25 protein-coding genes are annotated in these 25749 nt (G+C 62.0%); 6 read left to right on the top strand and 19 right to left on the bottom strand.

The genetic code is table 11. The annotated features are described in order from the left end of the window. Positions 1 to 85: 85 nt before the first annotated feature. From N4Q37_RS11865 to N4Q37_RS11820, 10 genes are all read right to left on the bottom strand, one after another. Positions 86 to 1423 (bottom strand): type II toxin-antitoxin system HipA family toxin, encoded by a 1338-nt coding sequence (locus N4Q37_RS11865; protein ID WP_260958153.1) that lies wholly within the window; start codon positions 1421 to 1423, stop codon positions 86 to 88. After that, on the bottom strand, positions 1423 to 1686 hold the full coding sequence (locus N4Q37_RS11860) for a helix-turn-helix transcriptional regulator (protein ID WP_249873191.1): 264 nt from the start codon (positions 1684 to 1686) through the stop codon (positions 1423 to 1425). Before N4Q37_RS11860 ends, N4Q37_RS11865 begins: the two co-directional genes overlap by 1 nt. 230 nt (positions 1687 to 1916) lie before the next feature. Beyond that, complete coding sequence (locus tag N4Q37_RS11855; RefSeq protein WP_260958148.1) at positions 1917 to 2276, bottom strand: DUF6124 family protein; 360 nt, start codon at positions 2274 to 2276, stop codon at positions 1917 to 1919. 617 nt (positions 2277 to 2893) lie between these two features. Continuing rightward, positions 2894 to 4306, bottom strand: a complete 1413-nt coding sequence (locus N4Q37_RS11850; protein WP_260958146.1) for an aldehyde dehydrogenase family protein — start codon at positions 4304 to 4306, stop codon at positions 2894 to 2896. Then, positions 4303 to 5361 carry a homoserine dehydrogenase gene (locus N4Q37_RS11845; RefSeq protein ID WP_260958144.1) on the bottom strand — a complete coding sequence of 353 codons (1059 nt, stop codon included), beginning with the start codon at positions 5359 to 5361 and terminating at the stop codon, positions 4303 to 4305. The genes N4Q37_RS11850 and N4Q37_RS11845 overlap by 4 nt, the downstream gene beginning before the upstream one ends. A 233-nt stretch (positions 5362 to 5594) precedes the next feature. Continuing rightward, a complete protein-coding gene (locus tag N4Q37_RS11840; RefSeq protein WP_260958142.1) occupies positions 5595 to 6032 on the bottom strand; it encodes an Lrp/AsnC family transcriptional regulator in 438 nt (145 codons plus the stop codon). Positions 6033 to 6044: 12 nt separating this feature from the next. Then, positions 6045 to 7409 (bottom strand): threonine synthase, encoded by a 1365-nt coding sequence (gene thrC, locus N4Q37_RS11835; RefSeq protein WP_260958140.1) that lies wholly within the window; start codon positions 7407 to 7409, stop codon positions 6045 to 6047. Between the two features lie 30 nt (positions 7410 to 7439). Next, entirely contained in the window at positions 7440 to 8324 is an 885-nt protein-coding gene (locus N4Q37_RS11830) for a LysR substrate-binding domain-containing protein (RefSeq protein ID WP_260958139.1), read from the bottom strand. A gap of 45 nt (positions 8325 to 8369) precedes the next feature. Then, entirely contained in the window at positions 8370 to 9794 is a 1425-nt protein-coding gene (locus tag N4Q37_RS11825; protein ID WP_260958138.1) for an amino acid permease, read from the bottom strand. A gap of 150 nt (positions 9795 to 9944) precedes the next feature. Continuing rightward, entirely contained in the window at positions 9945 to 11198 is a 1254-nt protein-coding gene (locus N4Q37_RS11820; protein WP_260958136.1) for a cystathionine gamma-synthase family protein, read from the bottom strand. A gap of 350 nt (positions 11199 to 11548) precedes the next feature. Here N4Q37_RS11820 and N4Q37_RS11815 point away from each other — a divergent pair, with 350 nt between their 5' ends. The 6 genes from N4Q37_RS11815 to N4Q37_RS11790 are packed head-to-tail and all read left to right on the top strand — an operon-like array spanning position 11549 to position 17286. After that, positions 11549 to 12172 (top strand): CDP-alcohol phosphatidyltransferase family protein, encoded by a 624-nt coding sequence (locus N4Q37_RS11815; protein WP_260958134.1) that lies wholly within the window; start codon positions 11549 to 11551, stop codon positions 12170 to 12172. A gap of 10 nt (positions 12173 to 12182) precedes the next feature. Beyond that, positions 12183 to 13940, top strand: a complete 1758-nt coding sequence (locus tag N4Q37_RS11810) for a bifunctional alpha/beta hydrolase/class I SAM-dependent methyltransferase (protein ID WP_260958133.1) — start codon at positions 12183 to 12185, stop codon at positions 13938 to 13940. Next, positions 13940 to 15277: a phosphatase PAP2/dual specificity phosphatase family protein gene (locus N4Q37_RS11805; RefSeq protein ID WP_260958131.1), complete on the top strand. Its 1338-nt coding sequence runs from the start codon at positions 13940 to 13942 to the stop codon at positions 15275 to 15277. Before N4Q37_RS11810 ends, N4Q37_RS11805 begins: the two co-directional genes overlap by 1 nt. Then, positions 15267 to 15722: a hypothetical protein gene (locus N4Q37_RS11800; protein ID WP_260958130.1), complete on the top strand. Its 456-nt coding sequence runs from the start codon at positions 15267 to 15269 to the stop codon at positions 15720 to 15722. The genes N4Q37_RS11805 and N4Q37_RS11800 overlap by 11 nt, the downstream gene beginning before the upstream one ends. Before the next feature lie 9 nt (positions 15723 to 15731). Beyond that, on the top strand, positions 15732 to 16352 hold the full coding sequence (locus tag N4Q37_RS11795; protein ID WP_260958128.1) for a lysophospholipid acyltransferase family protein: 621 nt from the start codon (positions 15732 to 15734) through the stop codon (positions 16350 to 16352). A 1-nt stretch (position 16353) separates the two neighbouring features. After that, on the top strand, positions 16354 to 17286 hold the full coding sequence (locus tag N4Q37_RS11790) for a phosphatidate cytidylyltransferase (RefSeq protein ID WP_260958126.1): 933 nt from the start codon (positions 16354 to 16356) through the stop codon (positions 17284 to 17286). An 80-nt stretch (positions 17287 to 17366) separates the two neighbouring features. On the opposite strand, the gene N4Q37_RS11785 is transcribed toward N4Q37_RS11790, so the two are convergent. The 9 genes from N4Q37_RS11785 to N4Q37_RS11745 all read right to left on the bottom strand — a co-directional run bounded on the left by N4Q37_RS11785 (position 17367) and on the right by N4Q37_RS11745 (position 25748). Beyond that, positions 17367 to 18524, bottom strand: coding sequence for a glutathionylspermidine synthase family protein (locus tag N4Q37_RS11785; RefSeq protein ID WP_260958124.1), 1158 nt, complete (start codon positions 18522 to 18524; stop codon positions 17367 to 17369). An 11-nt stretch (positions 18525 to 18535) separates the two neighbouring features. Further along, positions 18536 to 19240, bottom strand: coding sequence for a DUF1190 domain-containing protein (locus N4Q37_RS11780; RefSeq protein WP_260958122.1), 705 nt, complete (start codon positions 19238 to 19240; stop codon positions 18536 to 18538). A gap of 19 nt (positions 19241 to 19259) precedes the next feature. Then, complete coding sequence (locus N4Q37_RS11775; RefSeq protein WP_260958121.1) at positions 19260 to 19688, bottom strand: DUF350 domain-containing protein; 429 nt, start codon at positions 19686 to 19688, stop codon at positions 19260 to 19262. A 15-nt stretch (positions 19689 to 19703) separates the two neighbouring features. Next, complete coding sequence (locus tag N4Q37_RS11770; protein ID WP_260958119.1) at positions 19704 to 20363, bottom strand: YjfK family protein; 660 nt, start codon at positions 20361 to 20363, stop codon at positions 19704 to 19706. Then, the gene (locus N4Q37_RS11765; protein WP_260958117.1) at positions 20350 to 21384 is read right to left on the bottom strand and encodes an ion channel; all 1035 of its coding nucleotides are present in this window, start codon (positions 21382 to 21384) and stop codon (positions 20350 to 20352) included. Before N4Q37_RS11765 ends, N4Q37_RS11770 begins: the two co-directional genes overlap by 14 nt. A gap of 323 nt (positions 21385 to 21707) precedes the next feature. Next, entirely contained in the window at positions 21708 to 22406 is a 699-nt protein-coding gene (locus N4Q37_RS11760) for a PspA/IM30 family protein (RefSeq protein WP_260958116.1), read from the bottom strand. Positions 22407 to 22428: 22 nt separating this feature from the next. Next, a complete protein-coding gene (locus tag N4Q37_RS11755) occupies positions 22429 to 23010 on the bottom strand; it encodes a YjfI family protein (RefSeq protein ID WP_260958115.1) in 582 nt (193 codons plus the stop codon). A gap of 284 nt (positions 23011 to 23294) precedes the next feature. Further along, entirely contained in the window at positions 23295 to 24125 is an 831-nt protein-coding gene (locus N4Q37_RS11750) for a YfaP family protein (RefSeq protein WP_260958114.1), read from the bottom strand. A 3-nt stretch (positions 24126 to 24128) separates the two neighbouring features. Continuing rightward, positions 24129 to 25748, bottom strand: a complete 1620-nt coding sequence (locus N4Q37_RS11745; protein ID WP_260958113.1) for a DUF2300 domain-containing protein — start codon at positions 25746 to 25748, stop codon at positions 24129 to 24131. Position 25749 lies beyond the last annotated feature (1 nt).

Here is a 25749-nt window from a genome sequence, read left to right as displayed (position 1 = left end):
GCCTCTGCCACAAGAAATCAAATCCGATGCCTTGCAGCGCAACGCCCCACGTGATCGATGACTTTGAGTCACCCTCGACACGGAATTAACGCTTACGTGGCGCCATTAGCTCAGAGCGACCGACCTGCACTCGATGTTGTTCCGGCGCTCGAGGCCCCGAGAAACCTGCCTCGGTAATGGCTGTATCCAGCCCCCGAAAATGCGGGGCTGATTTTGGGCTACGTAGCGTTTCCATACCCTCATTCCACGCGTGCACCATGTGTTTAGCCACATCCCGCCAAGCGGGCTCGTTCTTTGCTGCCTCGATAACTTTGTTACCGACGGCGACAGCGGATTCGCACAGTTGCTCGACCATCCCGGCGTACTGACGCGGAGGGATGTTTAAGCGGCCATTGAAAAACATCTCAAGCGTGCGGCCCGGCATCCAAGTTTGCCGACCGCCTACGGACAAACCAGGCGGGTTGGCGGCAAAACGCGGATAGGCCTGAGTAGTCACCAAGTCATAGACAGGCGTAAACGCTACGTCTGCTCGCGAGGTGTAATAAAGCGCAATATTTTTGGCGTGACAGTCGGCGTTACGTACCACGTAGTTCGTCAGCAGATGCCAACCGAAGTGCTCACGCTGTTCGCGCAACCGCTCTCCAGATACGTATGCCCGAGTGGCGCTCCACACTCGTTCCGTGGTGGTTGCGTATTTCTCGTGAGGCGGCAAGCCCAGAAGTCCGCATGCGTCCTCCAGCCCACAACGCGGCAGGCCGTTTTCATCGACATCAAAACGATTCACCACGAGAACTCGACCATCTTCTGACATACGACACGTTGCTACCGGTACGACCTGTAACCGCTCCAACACACGCATGGTGTAAAACTCGTTGAAGCCCAGGTAAGGCGTCGTCTCGTCCGAGCCTTTGATGATGTGAAACCCAGTGCGCAGAGTGGGCTTGCCTAAGGGTAACGCGTCGTGCTCGATATCCTGCGCGATGAACTTGGGTACGACGCCAGAGATGGCCGCACGAGCATAACGGCGTACCAGCGTCGCAAAATGCTCGGTTGTGTTTTCAGCAGTCAGCAGATGATCTATTTCCAAGGGCTCCATTTCGACGCCTGGCATGACGCCTTCCGGCGTTACCGTCACCCGCCCAACGCCTGCACCGCCGATTACGGCTAGCAGCGATAAATCCGTGCCATCGAGCAAGGCACCAAACTCTTCACGGATAACGCCCAACAAGTACCCTTCAGGCAGGTTCTGCCGAAAAAACGGGAATAGATCTCGGGGCCAGCGCCACGGTTCTTCACGCACAGGTAATGCCAAGCTGACAAAGTCCACCGCGGCGGTACCTGGAAGGTATTTCAGGACGTACTCATCACGCTCTCGGTAAAGTTTGGCGACCGTCTTGCCGCTGACGTGTACGTCTAAGATCATTATTCAGAAACTCCGGAACGTTGCTCGGCAAGGATGTCCTCAACTGTGCGCTCATGGCCAGCCTTCACCAATTTCAAGTCGTATCCGGCCGCTTCCAATAATCGGACAAGGGCCGAGACGCTCATGTCCCCCTTTGCCATTGTTTCCATACGTGCCACTGTTGAACGGGATACGCCAGCGCGAGTGGCCAAGGCATCCTGGCTCAAATCGGCCTCACCTCGAGCCTGTTTCAACATTTCAGCCACGTCAAACAAGGTGGTCATTTGTAGCCCCCGAGCATCAAAAATATGGATTCTGCTGATTAATGTAGCCCTGGAGACACAGCACCACAAGTTTCCTATTTGGCTGTCGTGCGGCACCCTGTTGCACAAATTCGAGCGGCGAATCTTCTGGCGCTCCCAAGCCTGACAAGCTCTCTATCAATCTCTCGACCATAAAAAAGGCCTTGCCATGCAAGACCTTTTTTCATACCTGGGGTAAGCGCAACCCCTTGTTACCTCACCTCAACAACATCCAAAACCCGATTAGCCAACAACTCACTCAACTCAACCACCTGCAAAATCCCCAGCACCACATGCCGTCGCGACCCTTCCAGATCAAACGCCAGATCACTGAGCATCGCATTCGCCGAAGCCAGGTTTTCACTGAGATTGACAAGCAGACACTCCGAATCAACATCAGGTGCGATACGGAAAATAGTGTCGGGCTTGTCAGACGTTTCGTTCTTCGGCGTAGGGTTCAGATAGAAATCCAAAGCCCGATTGGCAGCCTCATCCAGTTTCTTGTTGCGGGCAGATTGAACGCGGGATTCATGTTCGTCTGTAACGGGAGGGTTCGGTGTAATTTTGACCATTGCAAAGCTCCTAGAGTCTGTTGGAGCTGCCGCCGTTCGCTGCGAAACGAAGTAGGGTGGCAGCTGTACGCGGGTTCGCAGACCGGGACTCTAGGGACCGGCAGACCCAGGGGGTCTCCCACGCACAGCCACCTCTGACGAAATCACAGACATGGGAGATCTGCTTTCGAAGGTGACGTTGTGCGCTTATAGAGTCCGGGCTGCGAAACCCGATCACTGATGAGCAGTGACAGGACTCAAGCTACCGACCCTCCCCAAGACGCACAAGCCGGCCGATTCTGGCGTAGTTGTAGGCAATGGCGCAAGGCGGTGTCGGTCGTGGCTGGCCCCCAGGCGTCGCGATAAACAGCTGACCGGGATGGTGGGTTGTTATGTCGTCGAGAGTGGGCTAAGGGCATCGCGGGCAAGCCTTGCTCCCACGAGGGTTGGCATAACGTGTCGCTGTTTTTCAATTTCTGCGACACGTTCCACTCTCATGTCGCTGGCGACGACATGAGAACAGAACGTGTCGTCGAAATGGCGTTTTAGCGACATGACAGGTCTCTGCGCAATGGGGGTTTGTGCAAAAAAGCATCAGACAGGTGACCAAACCTGCCCGATGCCAACGACCTGACCTGTCACCCCAACGTATTCAAACAAACCACCTTCGGCTGGGTCATTTCCTCATACGCGAACCGCACCCCTTCCCTGCCCAGACTCCCGTACTTGGACCCGCCAAACGGCATCGCATCAAACCGGAAATCCGACGAGTCATTGATCATCACGCCCCCGGCCTCGATTCGCCGCGCAGCGCTCATGGCCGTGGACAAATCGTTGGTGAAAATCCCGGCGTGAAGCGCATATTCCGGTTCGTTAGCCAACGCAATGGCTTCGTCGAACGTCTCGAACGGTTGCAACACCACTACCGGGGCAAAGGCTTCGTTGCGCCAGAGGCGGCTGCCGTGGTCGACGTTCTCCAGGACGGTGGCGGCGTAGCAGTTGCCCTGACGGCGGTGGCCGCAGAGTAACGTGGCGCCTTGCTGCAACGCTTCGTTCACCACCTGCTCGGCGTTTTGCGCGGCGTGTTGGGTGATCATCGGGCCGATGTCGGTGCCTGCAAGCAACGGGTTGCCGACGACGAGGGCCTGGGCCTGGTTGACGAAGCGTTCGCGGAAGGCTTCGTAGATCGGTGCGTGGATGAGCAGGCGTTGGGTGCCGATGCAGTTTTGCCCGGCGGCCCAGAAGGCGCCGGAGACGCAGCTTTCGACGGCGGCGTCGAGGTCGCAGTCGCCCATGACGATGACCGGTGCGTTGCCGCCCAGGTCCATGGCGAGTTTTTTCAGGCCGGCGTTGCGGGCGATCTGTTCGCCGGTGACAAAGCCGCCGGTGAAGGAAATCATGCGCACGTCGCGGGCGGCGACCAGGGCTTTGCCCAGTTCGGCGCCGCCGGTGGCGACGGTGACCACGGTTTCGGGCAGGCCGGCGTCGACCAGGTACGAGACCAGTTTGAGGGCCGACAACGGCGCCAGTTCGGACGGTTTGAGGATCACCGCGTTGCCGCCGGCGATGGCCGGGCCGAGTTTGTGGGCGACCAGGTTGAGCGGGTCATTGTAGGGGGTGATGGCGACGATCAGGCCCAGGGGTTCGCGGGTGAACCAGCCCTGGCGCGACGCGGCGCCTTCGTAGGCGTCGAACGGTACGATTTCGCCGGCGTTGCGCTTGGCTTCTTCGGCGGAGAGCTTGAGGGTGTTGACGCAGCGTTTGACTTCTTTTTCGGCTTGTTTGAGGGTCTTGCCGGCTTCGTCGACGATCAGCCGAGCGAAGGCTTTGGCGTCGCGTTCGATGTTCAGCGCCGCTTGTTCGAGGATGCTCGCGCGGCGATGACGCGGCAGTGCCGCGCAGGTGCGTGCGCCGCTGCGGCCGGTTTCGAGCAAGTGTGGGACTTCGGATGCGCAGACATCCGCGACGGTGCCGACGACGGTGCCGTCAAATGGGTTGATGACTTCGATGTGCGGCTCGACGACCGCCAGGGCCAGGCGCGATACGTTCACAGGGTGTGCTCCTGTTTGCGGGTTGCCGATTGGTGGATTTGGATGATGTCCGACAGCAGTGCGAAGGCGGTTTCGGTGCGACCTGCGCCCGGGCCGGAGACGGTGACGGCGCCCAGCAGTTCGGAGGTGAACGACACGGCGTTGGTGGCGCCGCTGATGCTGGCAAGTGGGTGGTCGTTGTTCAGCAGGCGGGGTTCGACGCGGGCGCTGATGGAGCCGTCGGGCTGGCGTGCGGCGGCACCGATCAGCTTCCAGCGTGCGCCGTTTTGCCGGGCTTTTTCGATGTCGTCGAGGCTCAGGGCCGAGATGCCCTTGCAGGCGACGTCGCAGACGGTGAGTTTGGCGTCCAGCAGTTCGTTGGCGAGGATCACCACTTTGAGGCGCACGTCATGGCCTTCGACGTCTGCCGTTGGGTCGGCTTCGGCGTAACCCAGGGCTTGTGCCTGGCTGACGGCTTCGGCGAACCCGAGGCCACCTTCCATGCAGCTGAGGACGAAGTTGGAGGTGCCGTTGAGGATGCCTTCGAAACCTGCAATCGAGCTGCCGGCCAGGGATTGTTTGGCGAGGCGAATGACTGGGGTGCCGCTCATCACCGAACCTTCGTATTCGAAGGCGACGTTGTTGCGTTGGGCCAAGGCCTTGAGCTCGGCGCCGTGCAGGGCGATGGGGCCTTTGTTGGTGGTGACCACGTGCTTGCCGCGCTCCAGGGCCCAGCGGCAGAACGAGGTGGCGGGCTCGCCGTCCACCGGGTTGGTGAAGGTGGCTTCGGCGATGATGTCGGCGCCGCAGTCTTTGATCACGGCTTCGTTGAGGGCGTCGACGGTGCCGCCGGGCAGTTGGGCCATGGCGCCTTTGGTGGCGGGCAGTTTGGCCAGCGACGCGGCGTCGAGGCCGTGGCGGTCCATCACCGAACCGAGGAACAGGTCGGTCACGCCGACGATTTTCAGGGTGAAGCCCAGTTCGGTTTTCCACTGCTGGTTGCGCTCGGCAATCAGTTGAGCCAATGCCCGGTTCACACCGCCGAAGCCGACCAGCGCCAGTTTGTATTCAGTCATTTTTGTTATCTCCTTGATCCGGGGGATTGGGGTTGTAGTGGTTGTTGGGATCTAGGTTAGGGGGGTGGGCTGGGCAGTGAAATATGCCAATTTGCTCTATTTTCTGGGCGGTTTGACCAGGGGGTGGGCAAAGCGACAGACATGAAAAAAGCCAACATGGGTTGGCTTTGCAGGTTGGTTGGATGAGGTCCATTTGTGGCGAGGGGATTTATCCTCTAACCACGGGTCGGGCTTCAGACCACCGACGACAACACAAACGAAGTCACGGTGTTTTCCACCCCGGGCAAGGCGGCGATGTCTTTCCAGACTTTGTGCACCCGTTCCGGGTTGGCGGCGCCGACGCGGAGCATCAGGTCGAATTCGCCGCTCATCACGTCGCACTGTTGCACTTCCGGCATGGCCTGCAGGGCTTGCAGCACTTCGGCGCCGCGCATGCGGTCGTAGCGGTAGACGAAGATCACGGCGTTGATGCTCGACGAGGCGTGTGCGCCCTCTCCGGTGCGGACGGTGTAGCCCTGGATCGCACCGTCGCGTTCGAGGCGTTCGATGCGTTGGCGCACGGCGTTGCGGGAGAGGTTGACCTTCGCCGCCAGCTCGGCGTGGGCGGCGCGGGCGTTGAGGCGCAGTTCGGCGATGATGCACTCGTCGACGGGGTCGAGGATTCGCTTCATGTGAGCCTCCTGTTACAGGGCGCCGAGCAGTTGATGGAGGGCACGGAGGTCGTCCGGCTGGATACGCTGGATCGGCGCCGGGCCCTGCTCCGGAATCGATGGCTGTGGCGCTGCGATGCCGATCCCCAATTCACCGAGCAACTGCGCTGACTTGGCCGGTGAGATCTCGCCCAAGGTCACCATCGGTGCCACCAGGCTGCGCCGGTACAAGCGCGCCGCGAGCACGCCGGTGGCGGTGTGGGGGTCGATGACGTAGCCGGTGTCGCGGTACAGCGAGGTGATTTCGTCAAGCGTCTGCTCATCGCTGACCGCGTAGGAGTCGATGATCATCCGCGCCTGCAACCAGAACTCGTTGGCGATGGTCATTTCGCCGCTGGTTTCGAAGGTGTGCATCAGCGCACTCACCGCCTGGTCGTCGTGCCCGTAGAGCTCCCACAAGAACCGCTCCAGGTTGGAAAAGATCGACAGGTCCATGGCCGGCGACAGGGTCTTGCTGGCACGCAATCGCGAGTAATGGTTTTTCAAAAAGAATTGGTGCAGCGCGTCGTTCTGGTTGGTCGCCACGATCATCTGGGTGATCGGCAAGCCCATCTTCTGCGCGATGTAGCCGGTGTAGACCTCGGCAAAACTCGCCGCCGGCACACTGAAACCGATCGGCCGCTGCGCGCCGCCCAATTGCAGCACGGCGTGGAAATAAAACACCAGTTGGGCCATGACGCTGACCCAGTTGCTGGAATTGAAACTGATCGCCTCGTGCTGTCGGAATAGTTGAGTCACCAAGGTCTGGCACTCGTCGAAACTGCCCGCGACGGCCACTCGATGAACCCGCGGATGCGCCGTCGCTTGCAGTTCCTGGAGCTGTGGTTGCGGTACGCCGGCCTCAGGGTAGATCACCACGACATCGGTTTCTTCGCAGTGCTTGAAAGCCTCGATGGCCGCCAACCCGGTGTCGCCGTTGGTGACGCCGATCACCACCGCGCGCCGGGCGTTTTTGCGCAGGAAGTATTGCACCAGCCGCGCCTGCAACTGCGCGGCAAAATCCTTCGAGGAACGGGTCGGGCCGTGGAACAGTTCCAGGACCCATTCGTTGCGATCCACCTGGTGCAGGGGCGCCAGCGAGCGATGGCTGAACTGGCTACCCGCCTCCTTGAGGATGCGCTTGAAGTCGGCTTCGGGAATCGCCTCGCTCACGAACGGGCTCATCACGCGATAGGCCAGTTCGTCATAGGACAAGGTCGACCAGTTGGCCATTTCCTGGGGCTCGAACAGCGGCAGCTCGACCGGGACGAACAACCCGCCGTCCTCGGCGATGGCTGACAACACGACCTTTTCGAAATCGACCTGCACGGCCGAATTCCGGGTACTTACGTAGCGCATGGTTGGCTCCCGACACTCATAGAAAATCCATCATTTGAAACGGTGCGCCTGCTCGACCAGCCAGGTGGAAAACATCACCGCGTCTGGGTGCTGGTCGGCGCCCGAACTGCGCACCAGGTAGAACGATTCGCTGGCTTCGATGCGCTGGGCGAAGGGTTCGACCAAGCGTCCGTGCGCCAGCAGGTCGTCCACCATCGACGAGCGGGCCAGGGCGATGCCCAGTCCCAGCTCGGCCATGCGCAAGGTGCACACCAGCGTGTCGAACTGCATGCCGGTCGAAGAATCCACCGAATCCGCGCCGACCATGTTCAACCAGTAACCCCAGCCTTCTTCGTAGCCTAGTACGTGCAGCAACGGATGCTTCGCCACGTCGGCCGGCGCCTTCAAGCTCGCCATAAGGTCCGGCGAACAGACCGGGAACAGGGTGTCCCAGGTCAGGCGCTGCGACACCAGGCCGGGCCAATGACCGTGGCCCCAGCGGATCTCCAGGTCGTCTTCGCCGTCCAGTTCCTTGACCCAGATGTTGCTGATGTAGCGGATGTCGACGTGCGGATGGGCCTGGCGAAAATCCACCAGTTTCGGCGCCAGCCAGTGCACGAAAAACGCCAGGCTGCCGCGCACCTTGATCGGCCGACGCTTGTGCTGGCCGAAAATCTCGTTGGTGCCCACCGCCAGCCGCGTGATCGCGTCCTGCACCACCGGCAGGTACGCCTGGCCCTCCTCGGTCAAGCCCAGCCCGCGGGGCAGGCGCTTGAACAGCGCCACACCCAGGTGGCTTTCCAGTTGACGGATCTGCTGGCTGACCGCGCCCTGGGTCAAGAACAGTTCATCGGCGGCGTGGGTGAAGTTCAGGCAGCGGGCAGATACCTCGAATGCCCGCAACCAGTTCAATGGCGGTAACGGCTTTTGCTTCATAGTCTTGACCTTTAAACCCCGCCACCGAGCGCAGCTGCCACGTCTTCAACTGGACGGTTGCGCCAGGGCCGCGACCGACAAGCGTTGCTGGCGGCCCTTGCGGGTAATGAAATACACGAAATAACACCAGGCGATGAAGGGCAAGCCGAAGTACAGCGCCACCCGCTGTTCAGGGTCGAAGGCGATCCCGACACACGCCAGGGCGCAGCATACCAGCGCGCCCAGCGGCACCCACGGATAACCCCGCACGCGGAACTTGAGGTCGCGAATGTCGCCGCCGTTGGCCACGTAGTGACGACGGAACCCGATCTGGCTGGCGGCGATGCTCATCCACACCACCACCACGGCCAGCCCGGAAATCGACACCAGCGCCAGGTAGATGGTGTCGGCGGCGAACACGCTGCTGAGCAACGAGGCGGCGCCACCGGCCATGCTGACGATGATCGCGTTGAGCGGCGTGCCCAGGCGGGTCAAGGCCGAGAATTGCTTGGGCAGGTGGCCCAGGTCACTGAGGGTCCAGAGCATCCGCGATGCGGCGTACAACCCGGAGTTGGCCGCCGACAACAAGGCGCTGATGATCACGAAGTTCATGATGTCGGCGGAGTACGGGATGCCGATGTAGGTGAACACGGTGACGAAGGGGCTTTCCACCAGCCCGGCCTGTTCGCGGGGCAGCAAGGTTGCCAGGACAAAAATGGTCCCGACGAAGAACACCGCCAGGCGCAGCACGGTGGTGCGGATGGCCCGTGGTACGTTGCGCTGCGGGTCTCTGGTTTCGCCAGCGGCGATGCCGATCAGTTCAGTGCCGGAGAACGCGAAGGACACCGCCAACAGTGTCATGGCAATCGGCATGAAGCCGGTAGGAAACAGCCCTTCGCGGGTGAAGTTGCCCAACCCGATGCTGTGGGCCTGGTCGATGTGCAGCAGGCCGAGAATCGCCCCGCCACCGATCAGCAAGAACACCACCACGGTCACCACCTTGACCAGCGACAACCAGAACTCGGTCTCGGCGAACAAACGCACCGAAACCACGTTGGTCAGGAACACGAAGCCGGCGAACAGCGCGCTCCAGATCCACACCGGGGTGTCGGGAAACCAGCGGGTCATCAGGATGCCCGCGGCGGTGAACTCGGAGCCGATGGCCACGGTCCAGGTCAGCCAGTACAACCAGGCCACGGTGTAGCCGGTGCCCGGTCCGAGAAAACGCGTGGCGTAGGTGCTGAACGAACCGGTTTCCGGCATCTGCACCGCCAGTTCGCCCAGGCACATCATCACCAGGTAGACCATCAGCGCACCGATGATGTACGCGACCACCGCCCCCAGGGGGCCGGCCTGGTTAACGGTGTAGCCGGACGTGAGAAACAGCCCGGTGCCGATGACACCGCCCAATGCCAACATGACAATATGCCGTGTCTGCATTTCCTGTTTAAAACCGGAAGTTGAATCAGGTTGTTGTTCTTTTATGGACATGGTTGTTCTCATGAAAGTCATAGGGCGCGCATTAACATCTGCGACAAGTTGCCTGGCAGAGTCAAAGTACGTCGCCACTCGGTTTTATTATTATTCCTGCTTCATGAACGCCCCACTCACGGCCTTGTGGTGGGGTACAACTTTCAGACTTCAGTTGGCTGTTTCGACGGATGTTTCATTGCGTTGCGGATGGAGTGTCTTCTTGACGAAGGCGAATGCCTGTTTCAGATCGTCCAGCAGGTCGTCGGTGTCTTCGATGCCGACCGACACCCGCACCAACCCTTCGGAAATGCCCAGGGCCAGGCGTTCTTCCAAGGTGTTCTCGACATGACTGGTGGTGCGGGCCGGGCCGTAGATGGTTTCCACCGCACCCAGATTGCCGGCGCAATGGGCGAAGCGCAGGCGCGGCAGGAGCAGCTTGACGGTGTCCATGCCACCCACCAGGACGAAGCTGACGATGGCGCCGAAACCGGACATCTGCGCACACGCCACGGCGTGGTTCGGGTGAGTGGGCAAGCCTGGATAGTTGACCGACTCCACCAGCGGCTCGGTGCAGAGGAACTCCGCCAGGGCCCGGGCGCTGTGCTGTTGCTGGCGCATGCGCAGCACCAGGGTTTTCATGCCACGGATGATCATGTAGGCCGAGAACGGGTCGAGGCTCGCGCCATTGATTTCCCGGTAATGACGCACCTTGCCCATCAAGGCTTCGCTGCCGCACACCAGGCCGCCGAGCACATCGCCGTGGCCGCTGAGGAACTTGGTGGCGCTGTGGATAACCACGTCCACGCCCAAGGCCAGCGGGTTCTGGTTGAGCGGCGTGGCAAAGGTGTTGTCCGCCACGACCAAAGCGCCCACGCGCTTGGCCGCTGCCACCAGGCGCGGAATGTCGAGGATCTTCAGGGTCGGGTTGGTCGGCGTTTCCAGGTACAGCACCTGGCAGCCCTTGGCGATTTCGCGCTCGATGTCGTCATGATCGAAGGTCTCGCACAAGGTCACTGTCACGCCGGTGCGCGGCAGGAATTCTTCGAAAATCTTGTTGGTGCCGCCGTAGCTGTCCTTGGTCGACACCACGCGATCGCCCTGGGCCAGGAAGGTGTAGAGCACGCTGCTGATGGCCGCCATGCCGCTGCTGAAGGCCACGGCGGATTCGGCCATTTCCATCTCGCGGATCTTGGCTTCGAGGGTCTCGACGGTCGGGTTGCTCATACGGCTGTAGATAAAACCGGGGGCCTTGCCCAAGGCGACGTCGTACCAGACGTCGATGTCGTCGTAACCGTATGCGGCGCTGGCGACGATGGGGGTTTGCGTGGCGTTGTAGGGGTGCCTGACCTGCTCCCCACCCCACACCGCACGGGTGGCTGCTCCTGCGTTATCAAGCCCTGTGCTGTCAGGTTTATTGTTCATTGCGACTACTCACGCTGAAGGCGTGGATGTTGAGCCATCCACTGGATCTGACGGCCAATATAGGGAAAAGCCCCGGCGCCGAGAAACGATGTTATCGGTGCCAAAGGGGTGGTTTTTTTAATGGCTGGATTCAGGGGGAAGGTGGTGATCAGAGTAAGGAGGCATGACTCATTGTGGCGAGTGAGCTTGCTCCCTCGCCACGGGTTTGGGGTGTCTCTTGAGTTTTGCGTTCCTTGCAGATGCCGACCCGCACGCATTCTCAAGAAATACCCGCCAGCAATCCCCCAACCTGGCGTAATCTCGCATCTGCACGACGCACCCTCTGAATCCGGCCAGGAGACGCCACCGCAATGCCCTCCATTTACCAACTCAAACCCGCCTTCCAGAACCTGCTGCGCCCCACGGTCCAGCGCCTCTACGACAAGGGCGTTACGGCGAACCAGGTGACGCTGCTCGCGGGCATCGCTTCCGTGCTGGTGGGTGCCTTCATCGCCTGGTTTGCCAGTCATCCGTGGGTGTTCGCCCTGGTGCCGGCCTGGATGTTCCTGCGCATGGCGCTCAACGCCGTGGACGGCATGCTGGCCCGGGAGTTTGGCCAGCAATCGCATCTGGGCGCCTACCTCAATGAGCTATGCGATATCATCGCCGACGCGGCGTTGATCCTGCCTTTTGCCCTGATTCCCGATGTCAGCCTGTTGCTCGTGTTGTCGGTCACGCTGTTGGCGTTGTTCAGCGAATACGCAGGCGTCTTGGGGGCGATGGTCGGGGCTTCGCGGCGCTATGACGGGCCCATGGGCAAGAGTGATCGCGCCTTCGTGTGTGGCGTGTTGGCCACCGGTATTGCCCTGGGCTGGCTCGGGGCCGGTTGGGTCAATGGGGTGATGGCGGTGGTGGCCGCCCTGCTGGTTTATACCTTGGTCAACCGGGTTCGCCAGGGTTTGGCCCAAGTGAAAAATAACGCTCCCTCAGCATAAGGAAATTGCAATGCGCGAAGCCCAGGAACTGACGTTCACCACCCATGATGGCGTGGAGTTGTTCTACCGGCACTGGCCGGCCGTCACGCAAGATCCGGCCGAACCCCGCCAGGCGGTGTTGCTGTTTCACCGTGGTCACGAACACTCCGGGCGCATCGCCCACCTGGTGGACGAGCTGGACCTGCCCGGCTTCGACTTCTTCGCCTGGGATGCCCGCGGCCACGGCAAGTCCCCCGGCGAGCGTGGCGACAGCCCGAGCTTCGCCACCAGCGCCCGGGACGTGCAGACCTTCTGCGACCACATCGGCGCCACCCACCGGATCGACGAGTCGGACATTGCCGTGGTTGCCCAGAGCGTCGGCGCGGTGATCGTGTCCACCTGGGTCCACGACTACGCGCCGCGCATTCGCTCGCTGGTGCTGGCCTCGCCGGCGTTCAAGGTCAAGCTCTATGTGCCGTTCGCCCGCCCGGGCCTGGCGCTGCTGCGCAAGTTTCGCGGCAACTTTTTCGTCAACAGCTACGTCAAGGCGCAATTCCTCAGCCATGACCCGGAGCGGGTGGCGTCCTACGACAGCGATCCGCTGATCACCAAGGCCATTTCGGTGAACGTGCTGCTGGGCCTCTACGAAGCCGCCGACCGCGTGGTGGCCGACGCCCAGGCGATCCAGGTGCCGACGCAACTGCTGATCTCAGGTTCCGACTTCGTGGTGCAGCGCAAACCCCAGGAGCAGTTCTTCGAACGCCTGGGCAGCCTGCACAAGGAAAAACACATCCTGCCGGGGTTCTTCCACGACACCCTCGGCGAGAAAAACCGCGCGCCGGCCATCGCCAGCGCCCGCCGCTTCATTCTGCAAAACTTTGCCCACCCACTGGAGCGCCCTTCCCTGCTGGAGGCCGATCGCCTGGGCGCGACCTGCGCCGAAGCCGAATCCCTCGCCACGCCCCTGCCGCACAATTCGCCGCGTGACCTGTACTGGCGCATGACCCGCGCCAGCATGCGCTTTGGCAGCACGATGTCGGATGGGGTCAAGTTGGGCTTCGACACCGGGTTCGACTCCGGCAGCACCCTGGATTACGTCTACCGCAACATCCCCACCGGCACCTCGGCACTGGGACGGATGATCGACAAGAACTACCTGAATTCCATCGGCTGGCGCGGTATTCGCCAGCGCAAGCTGAACGTCGAGGAGCTGCTGCGCCTGGCGATGGGCAAGCTGCGCGCAGAGAACCGCGAAGTGCGCATCGTCGACATCGCCGCCGGCCATGGCCGTTACATTCTTGAAGCGCTGCACGGCGTCAATCCGCTGCCCGAGTCGATCCTGCTGCGCGACTACAGCGACATCAACGTACGCGACGGCAGTGCCTTGATCGTTGAAAAAGGCCTGGGCGACATCGCGCGCTTCGTCAAGGGCGACGCTTTCGATCGCCAGGACCTGGCCGCCCTGGAACCCAAGCCGACCCTCGCCGTGGTGTCCGGCCTGTACGAGTTGTTCGCCGACAACCAGATGGTCGGCAACTCCCTCGCGGGCCTGGCCGAAGCGGTGGAGCCCGGTGGTTTCCTGGTCTACACCGGCCAACCGTGGCACCCGCAACTGGAGCTGATCGCCCGCGCCCTCACCAGCCACCGCGCCGGGCAAGCCTGGGTGATGCGTCGGCGCACCCAGGCGGAAATGGATCAATTGGTGGAGGCGGCAGGCTTTCGCAAGATCACCCTACGGGTCGATGAGTGGGGCATCTTCAGCGTTTCGCTGGCGCAGCGAGTGCAGTGATGAGCGCCGTCATCACCCCGGCCCGCGAACCCGCACTGCTGAAACCGGCGGTGCTGTGGCTGCTGTTGCTGGCGCCGCTGTTCTTCACCACCTACGGCTTCGCCACCTGGGTCACCTCCCAGCGCGACGACGTCGGCACGCTGGTGTTCGGCTGGGAAAGCCATATACCGTTCATGGCCTGGACCATCGTGCCCTATTGGTCGATCGACTTGCTGTACGGTTTGTCCTTGCTCTTGCCTACCAGCCGCGAAGAACTCAAGCGCCACGCCTTGCGCCTGCTCACGGCCCAGGCGATCGCGGTCAGTTGCTTCCTGCTCTGGCCGCTGCGCTTCACCTTCCCCCGGCCAGAAATGGATGGGCTGTTTGGTTGGTTGTTCGAAGTGCTGGCGGGTTTCGACAAGCCGTTCAACCAGGCGCCGTCGCTGCACATCGCGCTGTTGGTGATCCTCTGGGTCTGCTATCAGCGCCACTTGCGGGGAATCTGGCGCGGCTTGATGCACGTTTGGTTCGCGCTGATTGGCGTGTCGGTGCTGACCACTTATCAACATCACTTTATTGACCTGCCCACGGGCGCGTTGGCCGGTTGGCTATGTGTCTGGCTGTGGCCGCTGGATCGGCCGAGTCCGCTGCTGAGTGCGCGCCTGGCGACAGACCCTGCCCGTCGGCGCCTGGCCTTGCGTTATGGCTTGGGCGCGGCGGTGATGTTCATCCCGGCGTTTGCCTGGGGCGGTGCCTGGCTGTGGCTGATCTGGCCGGCGGTGGCAGTGCTCATGGTGGCGCTGAATTACCTGGTGTTCGGTGCCGACGGTTTTCAGAAGCGTGAAGATGGCCGGCTGAGCCCGGCGGTGCGTTGGTTGCTGGCGCCTTACCTGGCGGCGGCGTGGATCAATTCCCGGTGGTGGACGCGCCAGCATCCGCAGCCGGATGAGGTGGCGGATGGCGTCTGGCTCGGGCGGGTTCCCACGCCGATGGAGTTGAAAGACAGCGCGTTTACCGGCGTGCTCGACCTTTGCGCCGAGTTGTCGATGAACAGCAGCGCGATCGCCTATCGCTCGTTGCCGGTACTCGACCTGACGGCGCCGACCGCCGCGCAGTGCCTGAAAGCGGCAGAGGCCATCGAAAGCTTGCGCCAGCACGGGCCGCTGCTGGTCTGCTGCGCCTTGGGCTATTCGCGCAGCGCTACGGCGGTGATCGCCTGGTTGCTGCACAGCGGCCGGGCGGCGAGTGTCGATGCGGCGATCGTACAGATCAAGCGCGCCCGCCCGCACATCGTCTTGCATGCCGCGCACCGTGAAGCGCTGGCGCAGTTCGCCCTAGGCCTTGCCCATGAGCAGTGACATGGAACTCCACAGCGTGGCGAGCCTGTTGCGCCGCGGGCATTCGCTGGACCAGTTGTCCACCGGGCTAACGCTGCTGGCGGCGCTGCTGGGTTTGGGGCAATGGCTGGTGGGCAGCGTCGATCCCTGGCTGCTGCTTTTCAGTGCTGTGCTGTTCAGCCTCGGCGTGTTGCAAAAATACTGGGCACTACGCGTGGCGTTCGATGCCGACCTGTTCCAACGCGTGGCGGACGGTATTCAGCCATTGGCCGAGCGTACCCTGGCACTGGATCAGGCGCTCACTACCCTTGGCCTGCAACCGGCTGAACGCGGTGGCCGTCCCTGGAACGAACGCAGCCGTGGCGCCTTGCGGTTGCTGCGCGCACAGTCGCTGTTGTTGGCCGCACAAGTTGTCTTGACGCTGGGCTTCATCCTGGCCAGCCCTTGGTTAGCTTTTTCAGGATAAGGAATCCTCATGCTAGAACCCGTGGTCGCCCACCTCATCACCTCCGCCGCCCGCATGGTCACGGGTGCTCGCAGCCTGTGGCTCGGCTGTGCGCCGAAGCCGGTACAGCGGATCTACTTCGCCAACCACAGCAGCCACGGTGACTTCGTCCTGCTCTGGGCCTCCTTGCCGCCGGCGCTGCGCAAGCTCACCCGGCCGGTGGCAGGTTCCGACTATTGGCAGAAAAGTCCATTGCGCCGCTACATCATCAACCGGGTGTTCAACGGCGTGCTGGTGGACCGTGAGCGCAAGGACCCATCCTACAATCCCTTGCAGCCGATGCTCGAAGCGCTGGAACAAGGCGACTCGCTGATCATCTTCCCCGAAGGCACGCGCAACCCGGACGAAGGCTTGCTGCCATTCAAGAGCGGAATCTATCACTTGATGAAAAACCACCCCGAGGTCGAGGTGATCCCGGTGTGGATCGCCAACCTCAACCGCGTCATGCCCAAGGGCCGTGTGCTGCCTTTGCCGCTGTTGTGCACCACCAGTTTCGGCGCGCCGCTGTGCATCGAAGAAGGTGAAAGCAAAGAGCAATTTCTAGAACGCAGCCGCGCCGCGCTGCTGGCACTGGCCCCGGAGCACGTCTGACATGGATCGATATACCCTGATGTTGTTTGGCGGGATCGGCGCGATTCTGGTGCTGGCGTCGCTGATCGGCTTCATTCTCAAGCTCAAGACCCGTGGCGCGCCGAACTCGGTCATCGACAACCTCAACGCGCGGATCAATGCCTGGTGGGTCATGGTGCTGGTGATCGGCATTGCGTTCTGGCTCGGCAACGCGGCGGTGATCCTGCTGTTCTACGCGGTGTCGTTCTACGCCCTGCGGGAATTCCTGACCCTGACGCCCACACGGCGCAGTGACTACCCGGCGCTGGTAGCGGCGTTCTACCTGGCGCTGCCGCTGCAATACCTGCTGATCTACTACGACTGGTACGGGCTGTTTTCGATTTTCATCCCGGTGTATGTGTTCCTGCTGCTGCCGATCCTGGCGTCCCTGGGCGGCGACAGCACGCACTTCCTGGAGCGTGCTTCCAAGGTCCAGTGGGGGCTGATGATCGCGGTGTTCTGCATCTCTTTCGTACCGGCATTGCTGACGTTGGATATCGCCGGGTTCGAAGGGCGCAACCTGTTGTTGATCGCCTATTTGGTGATCGTGGTGCAGCTGTCGGATGTGTTGCAGTACGTGTGCGGAAAGTTGTTCGGCAAGCACAAGATCGCGCCGAACCTGTCGCCGTCAAAAACCGTGGAAGGTTTTGCCGGCGGCATTTTCCTCGCCTCGTTGATCGGCGGCGCGCTGTGGTGGATCACGCCGTTCAATCCATGGCAGTCGTTCCTCATCGCCTTGCTGATCAACCTGCTCGGCTTTGCCGGCGGCATCGTCATGTCGGCGATCAAGCGCGACCGTGGGGTAAAGGATTGGGGCCACATGATCGAAGGCCACGGCGGCATGCTCGACCGCTTGGACTCGGTGTGCTTCGCCGCGCCGATCTTCTTCCATTTGGTGCGGTACTGGTGGACCTGAAAATGATCTTGGCGAACACCTGAACCTATGGAAACACACCCTGGGGGCAGGTAAGCACCAGTCCCTGTGGGACTAAGCAATCAATCGAGGATCAAATGCGGCAAGAACCGGCTGGAATCCTTGGTGATCAGGCTGTTGTCTTCCCGCACGCCAATACCGGCGGCCTGATCGCCGATGACCCAGGAGCCGATCAATGTGTAGCTGTCGCCAAACCGTGGCAGGGGCGCGAGTTCCTGGAGGATGAACGGTGCATCGGTGTAGGGCCCGTCTTCCTTGACGATCACACCGTCAGCGGTCTGTAGCTCGATGTTCGCCCCTTCCCGGGAAAAATACGGCTTGCGCACCCAGCCCTTGGGCACCGCTTTGCCCGTGTCGCTATCCAGGTGGGCCGCGAGCAGGTTCGGGTGGCCTTTGTGGAACTCCCACAGCAACGGCAGGATGCCTTTGTTGGAGATGATCGACTTCCAGGCCGGCTCAAAAAACTGCGTGTCGCTCTGGGCAATCGCCTCGCCGAACGGCTCGTGGAAGATGAACTCCCAGGCGTGCAGCTTGAACAGGTGGGGAATCCAGCGCTCTTGCAGGTCGACGAAACGCCCTTCACTGTTGAGGCCGATGTCCTCGATGTCGATGTGCCGCGACTCGATACCGACTTTTTCCGCGATCAGGCGCAGATAGTCGGTGGTGCCCTTGTCTTCCACCGAGTCTTTCATCGAGGCGAAGTAAAAGGGCTTCGTGAGTTGCAGCTGGGCAAAGGCCTGGTGCAGCTTGGTGTCGATGCTGTTGAACTGGTCCACATGGGCCGGCAGCAGGCCGCGCTCGATGCATTGCTCCAGCCAGCCCCACTGGAACGCCGCCGCCTCGTACAGGCTGGTCGGCGTGTCGTAGTTGAGCTCCAGCAGCTTGGCCGGGCCGTTGCCGTTGTAGGAGAAATCCATGCGCCCGTACAGGTGCGGATGGCCTTCGAGCCATGACGTGCGCACCAGGTCGAAGTACGGTGCGGGAATGCTCAGGCGCTCCAGCAGTTCCTCGCTCTGCACCACCCTGGCCACCAGGTCCATGCACATCTCATGGAGCTCGTTGGTCGGGTCTTCGAGATCGTCCTCGATCTGCCTGAGGGTGAACTGGTAGTACGCGCGCTCGTCCCAATAAGGTTCGCCGTCGATGGTGTGGAACAGAAAGCCGAGGTTCTCGGCGGTCTGTTTCCAGTCATGGCGTTCGGCGCATTGGATCTTCTTCATGAGCGCGTTCCTCAGCCGCCGAAGCTGCTCGAACCGCCCCAACCGCTGCGGGCGCTGGCCTTGCTGCCGAAACCGCCACGGGACGTGGAGGAGGCAACGGAGATCGGCTTGCTGCTGGTCTTGAGGGAATCGGTGTAGCCGCCGTAGCGCGCCTGGTTGGACTTGGTGAACGTCGTGCCGCGCGACACGCGCTGGCTGAGCGTCGAGGACCCGTAGTCGCCGCGATCATCGCGGTAGCGGTAGACCGGTTCGGCGTAATAGCTGTTGCGGTTGCCGCTCAGCATGTTGCCGATCAGCAATCCGGTCAGCAGGTTGCTGAAGCCTGACCCGCCCGTGTTCGCTTCCGAGGCCGGTAACTGGGCCCGGGCGGCGTCCACCTGGGATTGGGTGACCTCGCCATCGGCACTCAGCTCGAAGCCGCCCAGCTTGGGAATGAACTTGCCGGCGGAGTCTTGCTGGCACCAATCGGCGACAAAATCGGCGTCGCAATCGGCCTGGTTGTCGTACACCGGTGCGATGCGGCGGTGCTCGGCCATGGCGGTCATGTAGGCGTCGGCGCAAATGTCCACCGGCAGCTTTTCATCGACACATTGCTGCACCGACTGGAAGTTGTACTTCTTCTGCAACCGGTAGGTTTTTTCCGTTGGCCCGCAACCGGATATCGCCAGGGCGACCGACGCGGCCAGCGAGAGCTGGACGTACTTGCTTCGTTTCATCGGGATCTCCGTGGCGCAATCAGTTCTGGGAAGGCGTCATGCAGGCGGCGTTCAGCAGGCCGACACTGATGGCCACGGCGGCGATGTAGATACCGGCGGCGATTTCACCCTTCTTGATGCGCTCGGAAGCGCCCTTGAGCACCAGGCTGGTCACCAGGAAAGCCAGTAGTTGAACGAACGCGGCGATCACGGCCCAGACCACGAAGTCGAGCAGGTTGACCGAATAGGCGATCACGTTGCTCGCCGGGATGGCGAAGCCAATGAGGGCACCGCTCAAGGCGATGGCCGCCGCCACGTTGCCCGAACGGATCAGTTCGAGTTCCTTGTGCGGCGTGACATGGATGTAGATGAACTGGAACAGCGCGAACAGCACGGCGGCGCCGAGGATGTACAGGACGAAGCCGAACACCGCGGCCTTGTTCAGGGAAATGGAGAGCGCTTCAAGCATGGATGTCTTCCTTATTCAAAAAGTGTTCAGGTCGGTGGTGTACAGCGAGATGCCCAGCGAAGTGCTCAGGCTGACGGAGCCTTCGGCGTCTTCCTCGACGGAGAACAGCAAGAACTCCCGGCGATCGGTCAGGCCGGTGTCACGGGCGTAGAGCATCGAATGGTGCTCGATGCTGTAGGACTCGTCTGGATTGCTCACACGCTCGCTCATCGCCACCAGTTCAGTCTGGCCGCTCTCGGTGCCCCATTCGCGGTGGTACTCGACGCCATTGTGGGTGTAGGTCGGCAGGCCGATCAGGCTTTCCGGGCCGGCCAAGCGGCGCAACTCCGCTTCACTGTTGATCGTGACGCAGCTCTGGTAGTTGAACAGGATCACCGACTCGACCTGTCCGGCGACGTCGCCGCTGGTGTGCACTTGCAGCCAGTAGTCCTCGTCGTTCATGTAGCAGCGCGACAGCCAGTTCGACTGCCCGAGGTCGACCACACCGAAGCTCCAGATCTGTTGCGAGCCCGGGATGATCACGGCGCTATGGCCGTCGAGCAGCAACTTGAGCGTGGCATCGAACGTGACCTGCTTGCCGGCGGCCAGGCCCAGCGGCCCGCTGATGGGCGTACTGCTGGCGGTGGGGGTCGCGTTCGGGGCTTCGAGGCCCATCAATTGTTTAAACCAGCCCATGGGAGAGGTCCTTGAGACGCGTGGAAGCGATGTAGAAGAGTTCACCGCCCACGACACGCGTGGCACCGGGCGGGTTGATCGAAGGGTGGCGGTCACCCTTGGCGCGATAGCCGATGAGTGTAGCGTTGTGCTGCTCTTTCATCCGGGCGTACAGGTCGCCGAACGTGGCTTCGAACGCCTCGGGCAGTTTCATCAGGTACTGGGTGGCGCCCTGGCCGACGCAGAGCAGTTCGTTGATAACCACCGACGAGCCCGGATCCTGGGAGGCGCGCACCAGCATTTCGATGGCCATGCTGGAGGTGCATTCCAGGCTTGGCGCGTACGCACTGGCGAGGGCGGCGATTTCACTGTCGTTGAAGTGGGCGACCACATGGCCCGCAGGGCTCAATTGATTGATCGCCAGCACGGTGGCCAGGGTCAGGTCGTCGGAGTGGGTGCGCACCAGCACGCGTTCGGCACCCGGCACACCGGCACGCTGCAACAGGGCGACGGAAGACAGGCTGTCGCCCTTGATGAAACTGGCCTTGCCCGGCATCGGGTTTTCGTCGAGGCCGCAGTCACAAATCACGATCAGGTTGTCGTTGGAGGTTTCATCTTGCAGCAGCAGTTCGATGACGCGCTCGCTGGACGTGCCCTCCCAACCGATGAGCACGGTGTGGCCCACCTTGCCGGTGAAGTCGCCTTTGCCCTTCATGCCTTTTCTCCATACGTCGATGACGCTGCTGGTGGTTTTGCCGATGGCTGCCGTCAGCAGCGCGATGCCGCCGAGCATGACCCAGGTGGCCACGAAAATGCGTCCCGCCGCGGTCTGCGGCGCAAGATCGCCGTAGCCGACGGTGAGCGTGGTGGTGAGGTAAAAATAGGTAAATGTGGCGGCCGCGATAAGGTGTTGCTCGCCCAGCAGCACCAGGCCGATCCAGGCCGTTGCCAGGTGCACGCCCAACGCCATGGCCAGGCCCGCCCAGCCGAACCGGTGGAAGAACGACGAGGCGTACGCGCGCAACAAAAGGAAAATCGACATTTCGTCCCTGACTCCGTGGGGCTTTGTTCCTGGCGAGGTCGTCGCTTTGGCGGCTGGACGCTCGAAATGCGGCTACCGGCCAGCATTAAACCTGCTGCGGGGCGTGGATAAAAGTGCTTGGGTGACAATAAATCCGGATGAGCAGCCAGGCCGAGCACAAAACCTGTGGAAGATTGCATTTCTGTGGGAGCAAGGCTTGCCCGCGATGAAGGCGACGCGGTCTTTCAGAGCCCCAGGTGTCTTCTTCGCGAGCAAGCTTTGCTCCCACACATCCCCTCGCCGCAAGGTTCTGTGCCTGGCTTTCACTGATCAGCGCGTACCGATCACTCCGCCGATTTTTTCTTCAGCCGCTCCAGGATCGCATTGGCACTGCCTTCGTTCGGTGTGATGCCGGCTTCGCGCAGCTTGCGTTCCAGGTCGTTGCCGGTCGAGGCCTCGGCCAGTTCGTCCTGGGCTTGCAGTTCGGCCGCGCGCTGCTGCTGCTTGGCTTGCAGACGGTTGAGGGTACCGACGGCGGTTTCCAGCTTGCCATTGGCGCCGCCGCTGGCGATCGAGGCGCTGACCTGGGCTTTCTGCACGCTTTCGCGCGCCTTGGCCATGTCCACTTGCTGGCGCAGGCTCTTGATACGGCTTTCGGCCTTGGTGATGTCCTTGCGCATGTTGTCGGCGTAACCACCGAATTCGGTCGCGTGCTTCTGCTCGGCGTCCAGTTCGTTGGTCAGGGTCGAAATGGCTTCGGCCACTTCCAGCGCCAGGTCTTCGCGGTTGGCCTGGATCGCGGCCAGGGCCTTGGCTTCCAGGTCCTTGATCTTGGCGTTGTATTCGCCGACGCGATCGGTTGCCAGCTTGTGCTTGGCCATGATGGTGACCAGCTCGCGCTTGGCGCTGGCCAGGGCGCTGTCGGCGTCGCGGATCTCCTGGTCGAGGATGCGCAGGGCCTGTTGGTCGACGATCGCTTCGCCGACTTCGCTGGCACCGCCACGCAGTGCGGTGAACAACTTGCTCCAGATGGACTGAGTCATTGAATAGTTCCTATTCGGCGAATTAAATGAAGAAGCGTTCGAAGGCTTCGCTGGCGCGCTGGACGTTGTCGACGAGGGTTTTGACCTCGGTCACGACGTTGGTCAGGCTGGAATCGGCACTCAGGGCACCGAACATGTTGTAGACGACCTGCCCATTGGGCATGGACTCGATGCCGATGGACGACAGCGGGAACATCTCCCGGCTGCGCAACACAGCGTCATTGAAGGCCGCCACGTCGTTGATCGACTCGACATCCACCAGGACGGTGTCGACGATGATCTGGTCGCCCACTACGGCGATGTAAATCGGCAAGCCACCGAAATCGTTCATTTCCAGCTTGATGCTGGACTCGGAACCTTGGACGAGGGAGAGGCCGATGTCGTTCGCAACCACTTCGTCCAGGGCCTGAAGGGCGCTGTAGAGACGGTCGATGTTCCAGTTGTTACCTGCGCTCATGTAATCCTCCGACATGAATGAGCCAGCCAGAATCGGTTGGCGTAGCTGTTTCTCCATCTGCTTGAGCAGGCTTCGGTTTTCGGGAAGCACCCAAGTCTCGTGTTTCACATACCCGGCGGCACTCAAGCCCGCGCGCATCTGCTTCATGTAGAAGCTCGACGGCTTTTTCGCGGGGGATTTCGAGCGCTCTCCCTTGCGGCTCGTTGGTTCGGTGACAGACCCGACAGGTGGGTCTGATGGAGAGCTGCTTTGCATGGTGCTGACCCCACTGTGAAAAACTCACGCGTGAGAAACACTACAGGTACTTCCCAGACCTCACAATAGCTCACGCGTGAGATTTTTCGCAGCCGCCCGATACCCCTGTGGGAGCAAAGCTTGCTCGCGATGGCGGTGGATCAGTTAGCCGCGATGCTGGATGTGTCGATGACTATCTACGGGTAACTGAAGCTCTTGACCAACGTCAGCTCACCCACCGCCCGCATCGGCACGACGAAGGTTTCCATTTTCTCGCTGGGCGTGCCTTCTTCGGTGATCACGGTGACTTGTGCGGTGGTCAGGGCTTGTTGCGCCTGTTCGCCACCGCCCTCGCCTTCCTCGCTGTCGTCCGAATAGCGATAACCGCCGCCGTAGTAGTTCACGTACACCAGGTACTGGCCTTTGATCGGCACGGGCATGGCGAAGATTTCCGGGCCGTAGCCGGTGGTGACGTCGACGTCGAGCGCGGCACCGTTCGGAGCGACACGGTCGCCGTACCAGATGTGGGCGCCGTCGGGGGTGATGAGGTGCAGGTCCAGGTCGGTGCCGTCGCTGTCCCAGGTCAGCAAGACGCGCAGTTTGGCCGGGGTCGCGCCGCCGCGGGCGTTGAGGAACTGCGTGCGATGGCGCTGCTGGCCATCGGCGCTGCGCACCTCAACGCTGTTGCTGCCGTTGGGGAACGAGAACGGTCGGTCGAAGCGACCTTCCGAGTCAACCTTCAGGGGCATGCTCACGCCGTTGACGATGAGTTTGCCTGGCTCATTGTCCTTGGGCGCGCCTTTGATCTGGCCGGTGATCCGCGCCGTGCTGGCCTGGCCCACCGGTGTGTTGACCGACGAGGCCGGGTAGTTGACGGTCTGGCTGAAATTTTCGTCTTCGCCGCCCGGCGCACCGCTGCGCCAGCCGCCGATCGGCGTGTCGAGGGTGACGCCGTTGGCGGCCATGGCCGGTGGCAACGCGGTCAGGGCGCAAAGCAGCAACAAGACCTGGGAGTAACGGAGTGTCATGGTCTATTCCAACAAAAGGTGACGGGCGAGCCCTTCGATGTAGTTTTCATCCTGGCCGTTGGGGTGAGCTTCGAAGGCCAGGTGCAGATATTCGTGCGTCAGGTCCAGGCGATCCTGGAGCGACAGCACGCCGCGCACATAGATGCGCTGGCGTTCGCGATCGACGTAAGGCCGGCCAAAGGCCACACGGCAGACGGCGAACACGCTGATTTCGTTGTAACCCACTTCCCTTTCCAGCCGTTCACGCCAACCGCGACGTTGCTTGAGCAACCAATCCTGGGCGGCGGGTAGCGCTTCGCAAGACGCCACCGGGTTGTCCCAGCGACTGAGGCTGGCGCGCGGGTAGGCGTGCAGCAGGATCGCGTCGTAGCGTTGGCCGGCGTTGGCTTGCTCCACGGCCTGGGCCCAGGACAGTTTGTCCGGGCCTGGCTGGTCGGAGTGGTAGGTGACATCGGTGCCGGCCAGGACCAGGTCGCTGGTCCAGGCGGCAATGGCACGGGTTTCAGGCGCTGCCGGGCGTGGCGCGACGCGCTGGCGATGGCTGCTGTCGTCGATGCTCAGGCAGTCGCCGTTGCGCTGGGCGTTTTGCAGCAGGTAGGTGCGGATCGCCACGGCCAGCGCCTTGGCGGCTTCGGCGGGCTCGGCCTTGGCTTCGCGCTGCAAAACCCGGGCGACGTATTCTTCGCGGTCCAGACGCGCCACCAACTTGCCGGGCAGCAGGAACAGTTCGCCATCGCTGTGAATGTCCAACTGGTTGCCGTTGGTGAACTCGACACGGTAGTCGCCGCGCAGTTGCCCTGGCTTGGCGGGCCGGTCGCCGGCCATCACCCGTTGCCAGGGATAGCGGGCAAACAGGCCGACTTCCACGCAGCGCCCGGTTTCCGCCGGCCAGCGGGACGGCAACGCCGCTGACAAACCATCGCCGTACACCTTCAAGACTTGCTGGCTGGTGCCACGGCCACCGGCCCAGATCGGCGTGCCGTCGGCCAGCCAACCGGCGAAACCGCCCTGCCGGGACGAGGGCCCCTGGTCGCCCAGCCAGCTCCAGGTCTTGACCCGCAGGCGACTGCCCAACTCACCCACCAGGCGCCCGTCCGCCGCGCCGAGCACCACGTCCAGCAGTACCCGACGCGCCCGGTCCTGGGCCGGCAGCGTGGCCAGGGCCTTGAGCAGTTGGGCGACGGGCACTTGCGTCTGCGGTTGCAGGCTCGACAGATCCGCCAGCCACGCCGGCGCCTGGCGGGCCTGCCAGTAGTCGCGCCAGTGGCTGGCCGACAGCCCGAGCCGCTGCGGTTCGAAGTACAAGCCGCAGGATTTTACCAAGGCCTGGTCGCGCCCGATGCTCTGCCCGGCCGTGCAGCAGTAGACCTCTTCTTTCGATTCACCGCGGCACTCATAAGCCGGCTCGCGGGCATCGGTGTCCACCAGCCAGGCATAGACGAACAGTTTCCACAAACTGCCCAGTGGCGTTTGCAGGGAATCCGGCAGCGGCTGGCGATCCAGCACTTGCGCCGGGCTCACCCGCAGCAACTGACCGTCGAAGGCCAGGCGCAACGGTTCTTCCTGCGCTGTTGCCAGCGCAGGAATCAAGCACAACAGCCAACAGACCAGCGGCCTGAGCATG

The sequence above is a fragment of the Pseudomonas citri genome, assembly GCF_025336485.1.
In the GTDB taxonomy this organism is placed as follows: domain Bacteria; phylum Pseudomonadota; class Gammaproteobacteria; order Pseudomonadales; family Pseudomonadaceae; genus Aquipseudomonas; species Aquipseudomonas citri.
The sequence above is the reverse complement of the archived record's forward strand: the minus strand, read 5'-3'. Positions and strand labels throughout refer to the sequence as shown.

What these genes read in the sequence shown, in the direction of transcription:
- N4Q37_RS11790 (WP_260958126.1), top strand. Translation starts at nt 16,354, where the DNA reads ATGGATCGATATACCCTGATGTTGTTTGGCGGGATCGGCGCGATTCTG.
- N4Q37_RS11785 (WP_260958124.1), bottom strand. Translation starts at nt 18,524, where the DNA reads ATGAAGAAGATCCAATGCGCCGAACGCCATGACTGGAAACAGACCGCC.
- N4Q37_RS11765 (WP_260958117.1), bottom strand. Translation starts at nt 21,384, where the DNA reads ATGTCGATTTTCCTTTTGTTGCGCGCGTACGCCTCGTCGTTCTTCCAC.
- N4Q37_RS11750 (WP_260958114.1), bottom strand. Translation starts at nt 24,125, where the DNA reads ATGACACTCCGTTACTCCCAGGTCTTGTTGCTGCTTTGCGCCCTGACC.
- N4Q37_RS11825 (WP_260958138.1), bottom strand. Translation starts at nt 9,794, where the DNA reads ATGTCCATAAAAGAACAACAACCTGATTCAACTTCCGGTTTTAAACAG.
- N4Q37_RS11820 (WP_260958136.1), bottom strand. Translation starts at nt 11,198, where the DNA reads ATGAACAATAAACCTGACAGCACAGGGCTTGATAACGCAGGAGCAGCC.
- N4Q37_RS11865 (WP_260958153.1), bottom strand. Translation starts at nt 1,423, where the DNA reads ATGATCTTAGACGTACACGTCAGCGGCAAGACGGTCGCCAAACTTTAC.
- N4Q37_RS11845 (WP_260958144.1), bottom strand. Translation starts at nt 5,361, where the DNA reads ATGACTGAATACAAACTGGCGCTGGTCGGCTTCGGCGGTGTGAACCGG.
- N4Q37_RS11860 (WP_249873191.1), bottom strand. Translation starts at nt 1,686, where the DNA reads ATGACCACCTTGTTTGACGTGGCTGAAATGTTGAAACAGGCTCGAGGT.
- N4Q37_RS11840 (WP_260958142.1), bottom strand. Translation starts at nt 6,032, where the DNA reads ATGAAGCGAATCCTCGACCCCGTCGACGAGTGCATCATCGCCGAACTG.
- N4Q37_RS11810 (WP_260958133.1), top strand. Translation starts at nt 12,183, where the DNA reads ATGCGCGAAGCCCAGGAACTGACGTTCACCACCCATGATGGCGTGGAG.
- N4Q37_RS11760 (WP_260958116.1), bottom strand. Translation starts at nt 22,406, where the DNA reads ATGACTCAGTCCATCTGGAGCAAGTTGTTCACCGCACTGCGTGGCGGT.
- N4Q37_RS11770 (WP_260958119.1), bottom strand. Translation starts at nt 20,363, where the DNA reads ATGGGCTGGTTTAAACAATTGATGGGCCTCGAAGCCCCGAACGCGACC.
- N4Q37_RS11795 (WP_260958128.1), top strand. Translation starts at nt 15,732, where the DNA reads ATGCTAGAACCCGTGGTCGCCCACCTCATCACCTCCGCCGCCCGCATG.
- N4Q37_RS11855 (WP_260958148.1), bottom strand. Translation starts at nt 2,276, where the DNA reads ATGGTCAAAATTACACCGAACCCTCCCGTTACAGACGAACATGAATCC.
- N4Q37_RS11745 (WP_260958113.1), bottom strand. Translation starts at nt 25,748, where the DNA reads ATGCTCAGGCCGCTGGTCTGTTGGCTGTTGTGCTTGATTCCTGCGCTG.
- N4Q37_RS11780 (WP_260958122.1), bottom strand. Translation starts at nt 19,240, where the DNA reads ATGAAACGAAGCAAGTACGTCCAGCTCTCGCTGGCCGCGTCGGTCGCC.
- N4Q37_RS11800 (WP_260958130.1), top strand. Translation starts at nt 15,267, where the DNA reads ATGAGCAGTGACATGGAACTCCACAGCGTGGCGAGCCTGTTGCGCCGC.
- N4Q37_RS11755 (WP_260958115.1), bottom strand. Translation starts at nt 23,010, where the DNA reads ATGAAGCAGATGCGCGCGGGCTTGAGTGCCGCCGGGTATGTGAAACAC.
- N4Q37_RS11805 (WP_260958131.1), top strand. Translation starts at nt 13,940, where the DNA reads ATGAGCGCCGTCATCACCCCGGCCCGCGAACCCGCACTGCTGAAACCG.
- N4Q37_RS11830 (WP_260958139.1), bottom strand. Translation starts at nt 8,324, where the DNA reads ATGAAGCAAAAGCCGTTACCGCCATTGAACTGGTTGCGGGCATTCGAG.
- thrC (WP_260958140.1), bottom strand. Translation starts at nt 7,409, where the DNA reads ATGCGCTACGTAAGTACCCGGAATTCGGCCGTGCAGGTCGATTTCGAA.
- N4Q37_RS11775 (WP_260958121.1), bottom strand. Translation starts at nt 19,688, where the DNA reads ATGCTTGAAGCGCTCTCCATTTCCCTGAACAAGGCCGCGGTGTTCGGC.
- N4Q37_RS11815 (WP_260958134.1), top strand. Translation starts at nt 11,549, where the DNA reads ATGCCCTCCATTTACCAACTCAAACCCGCCTTCCAGAACCTGCTGCGC.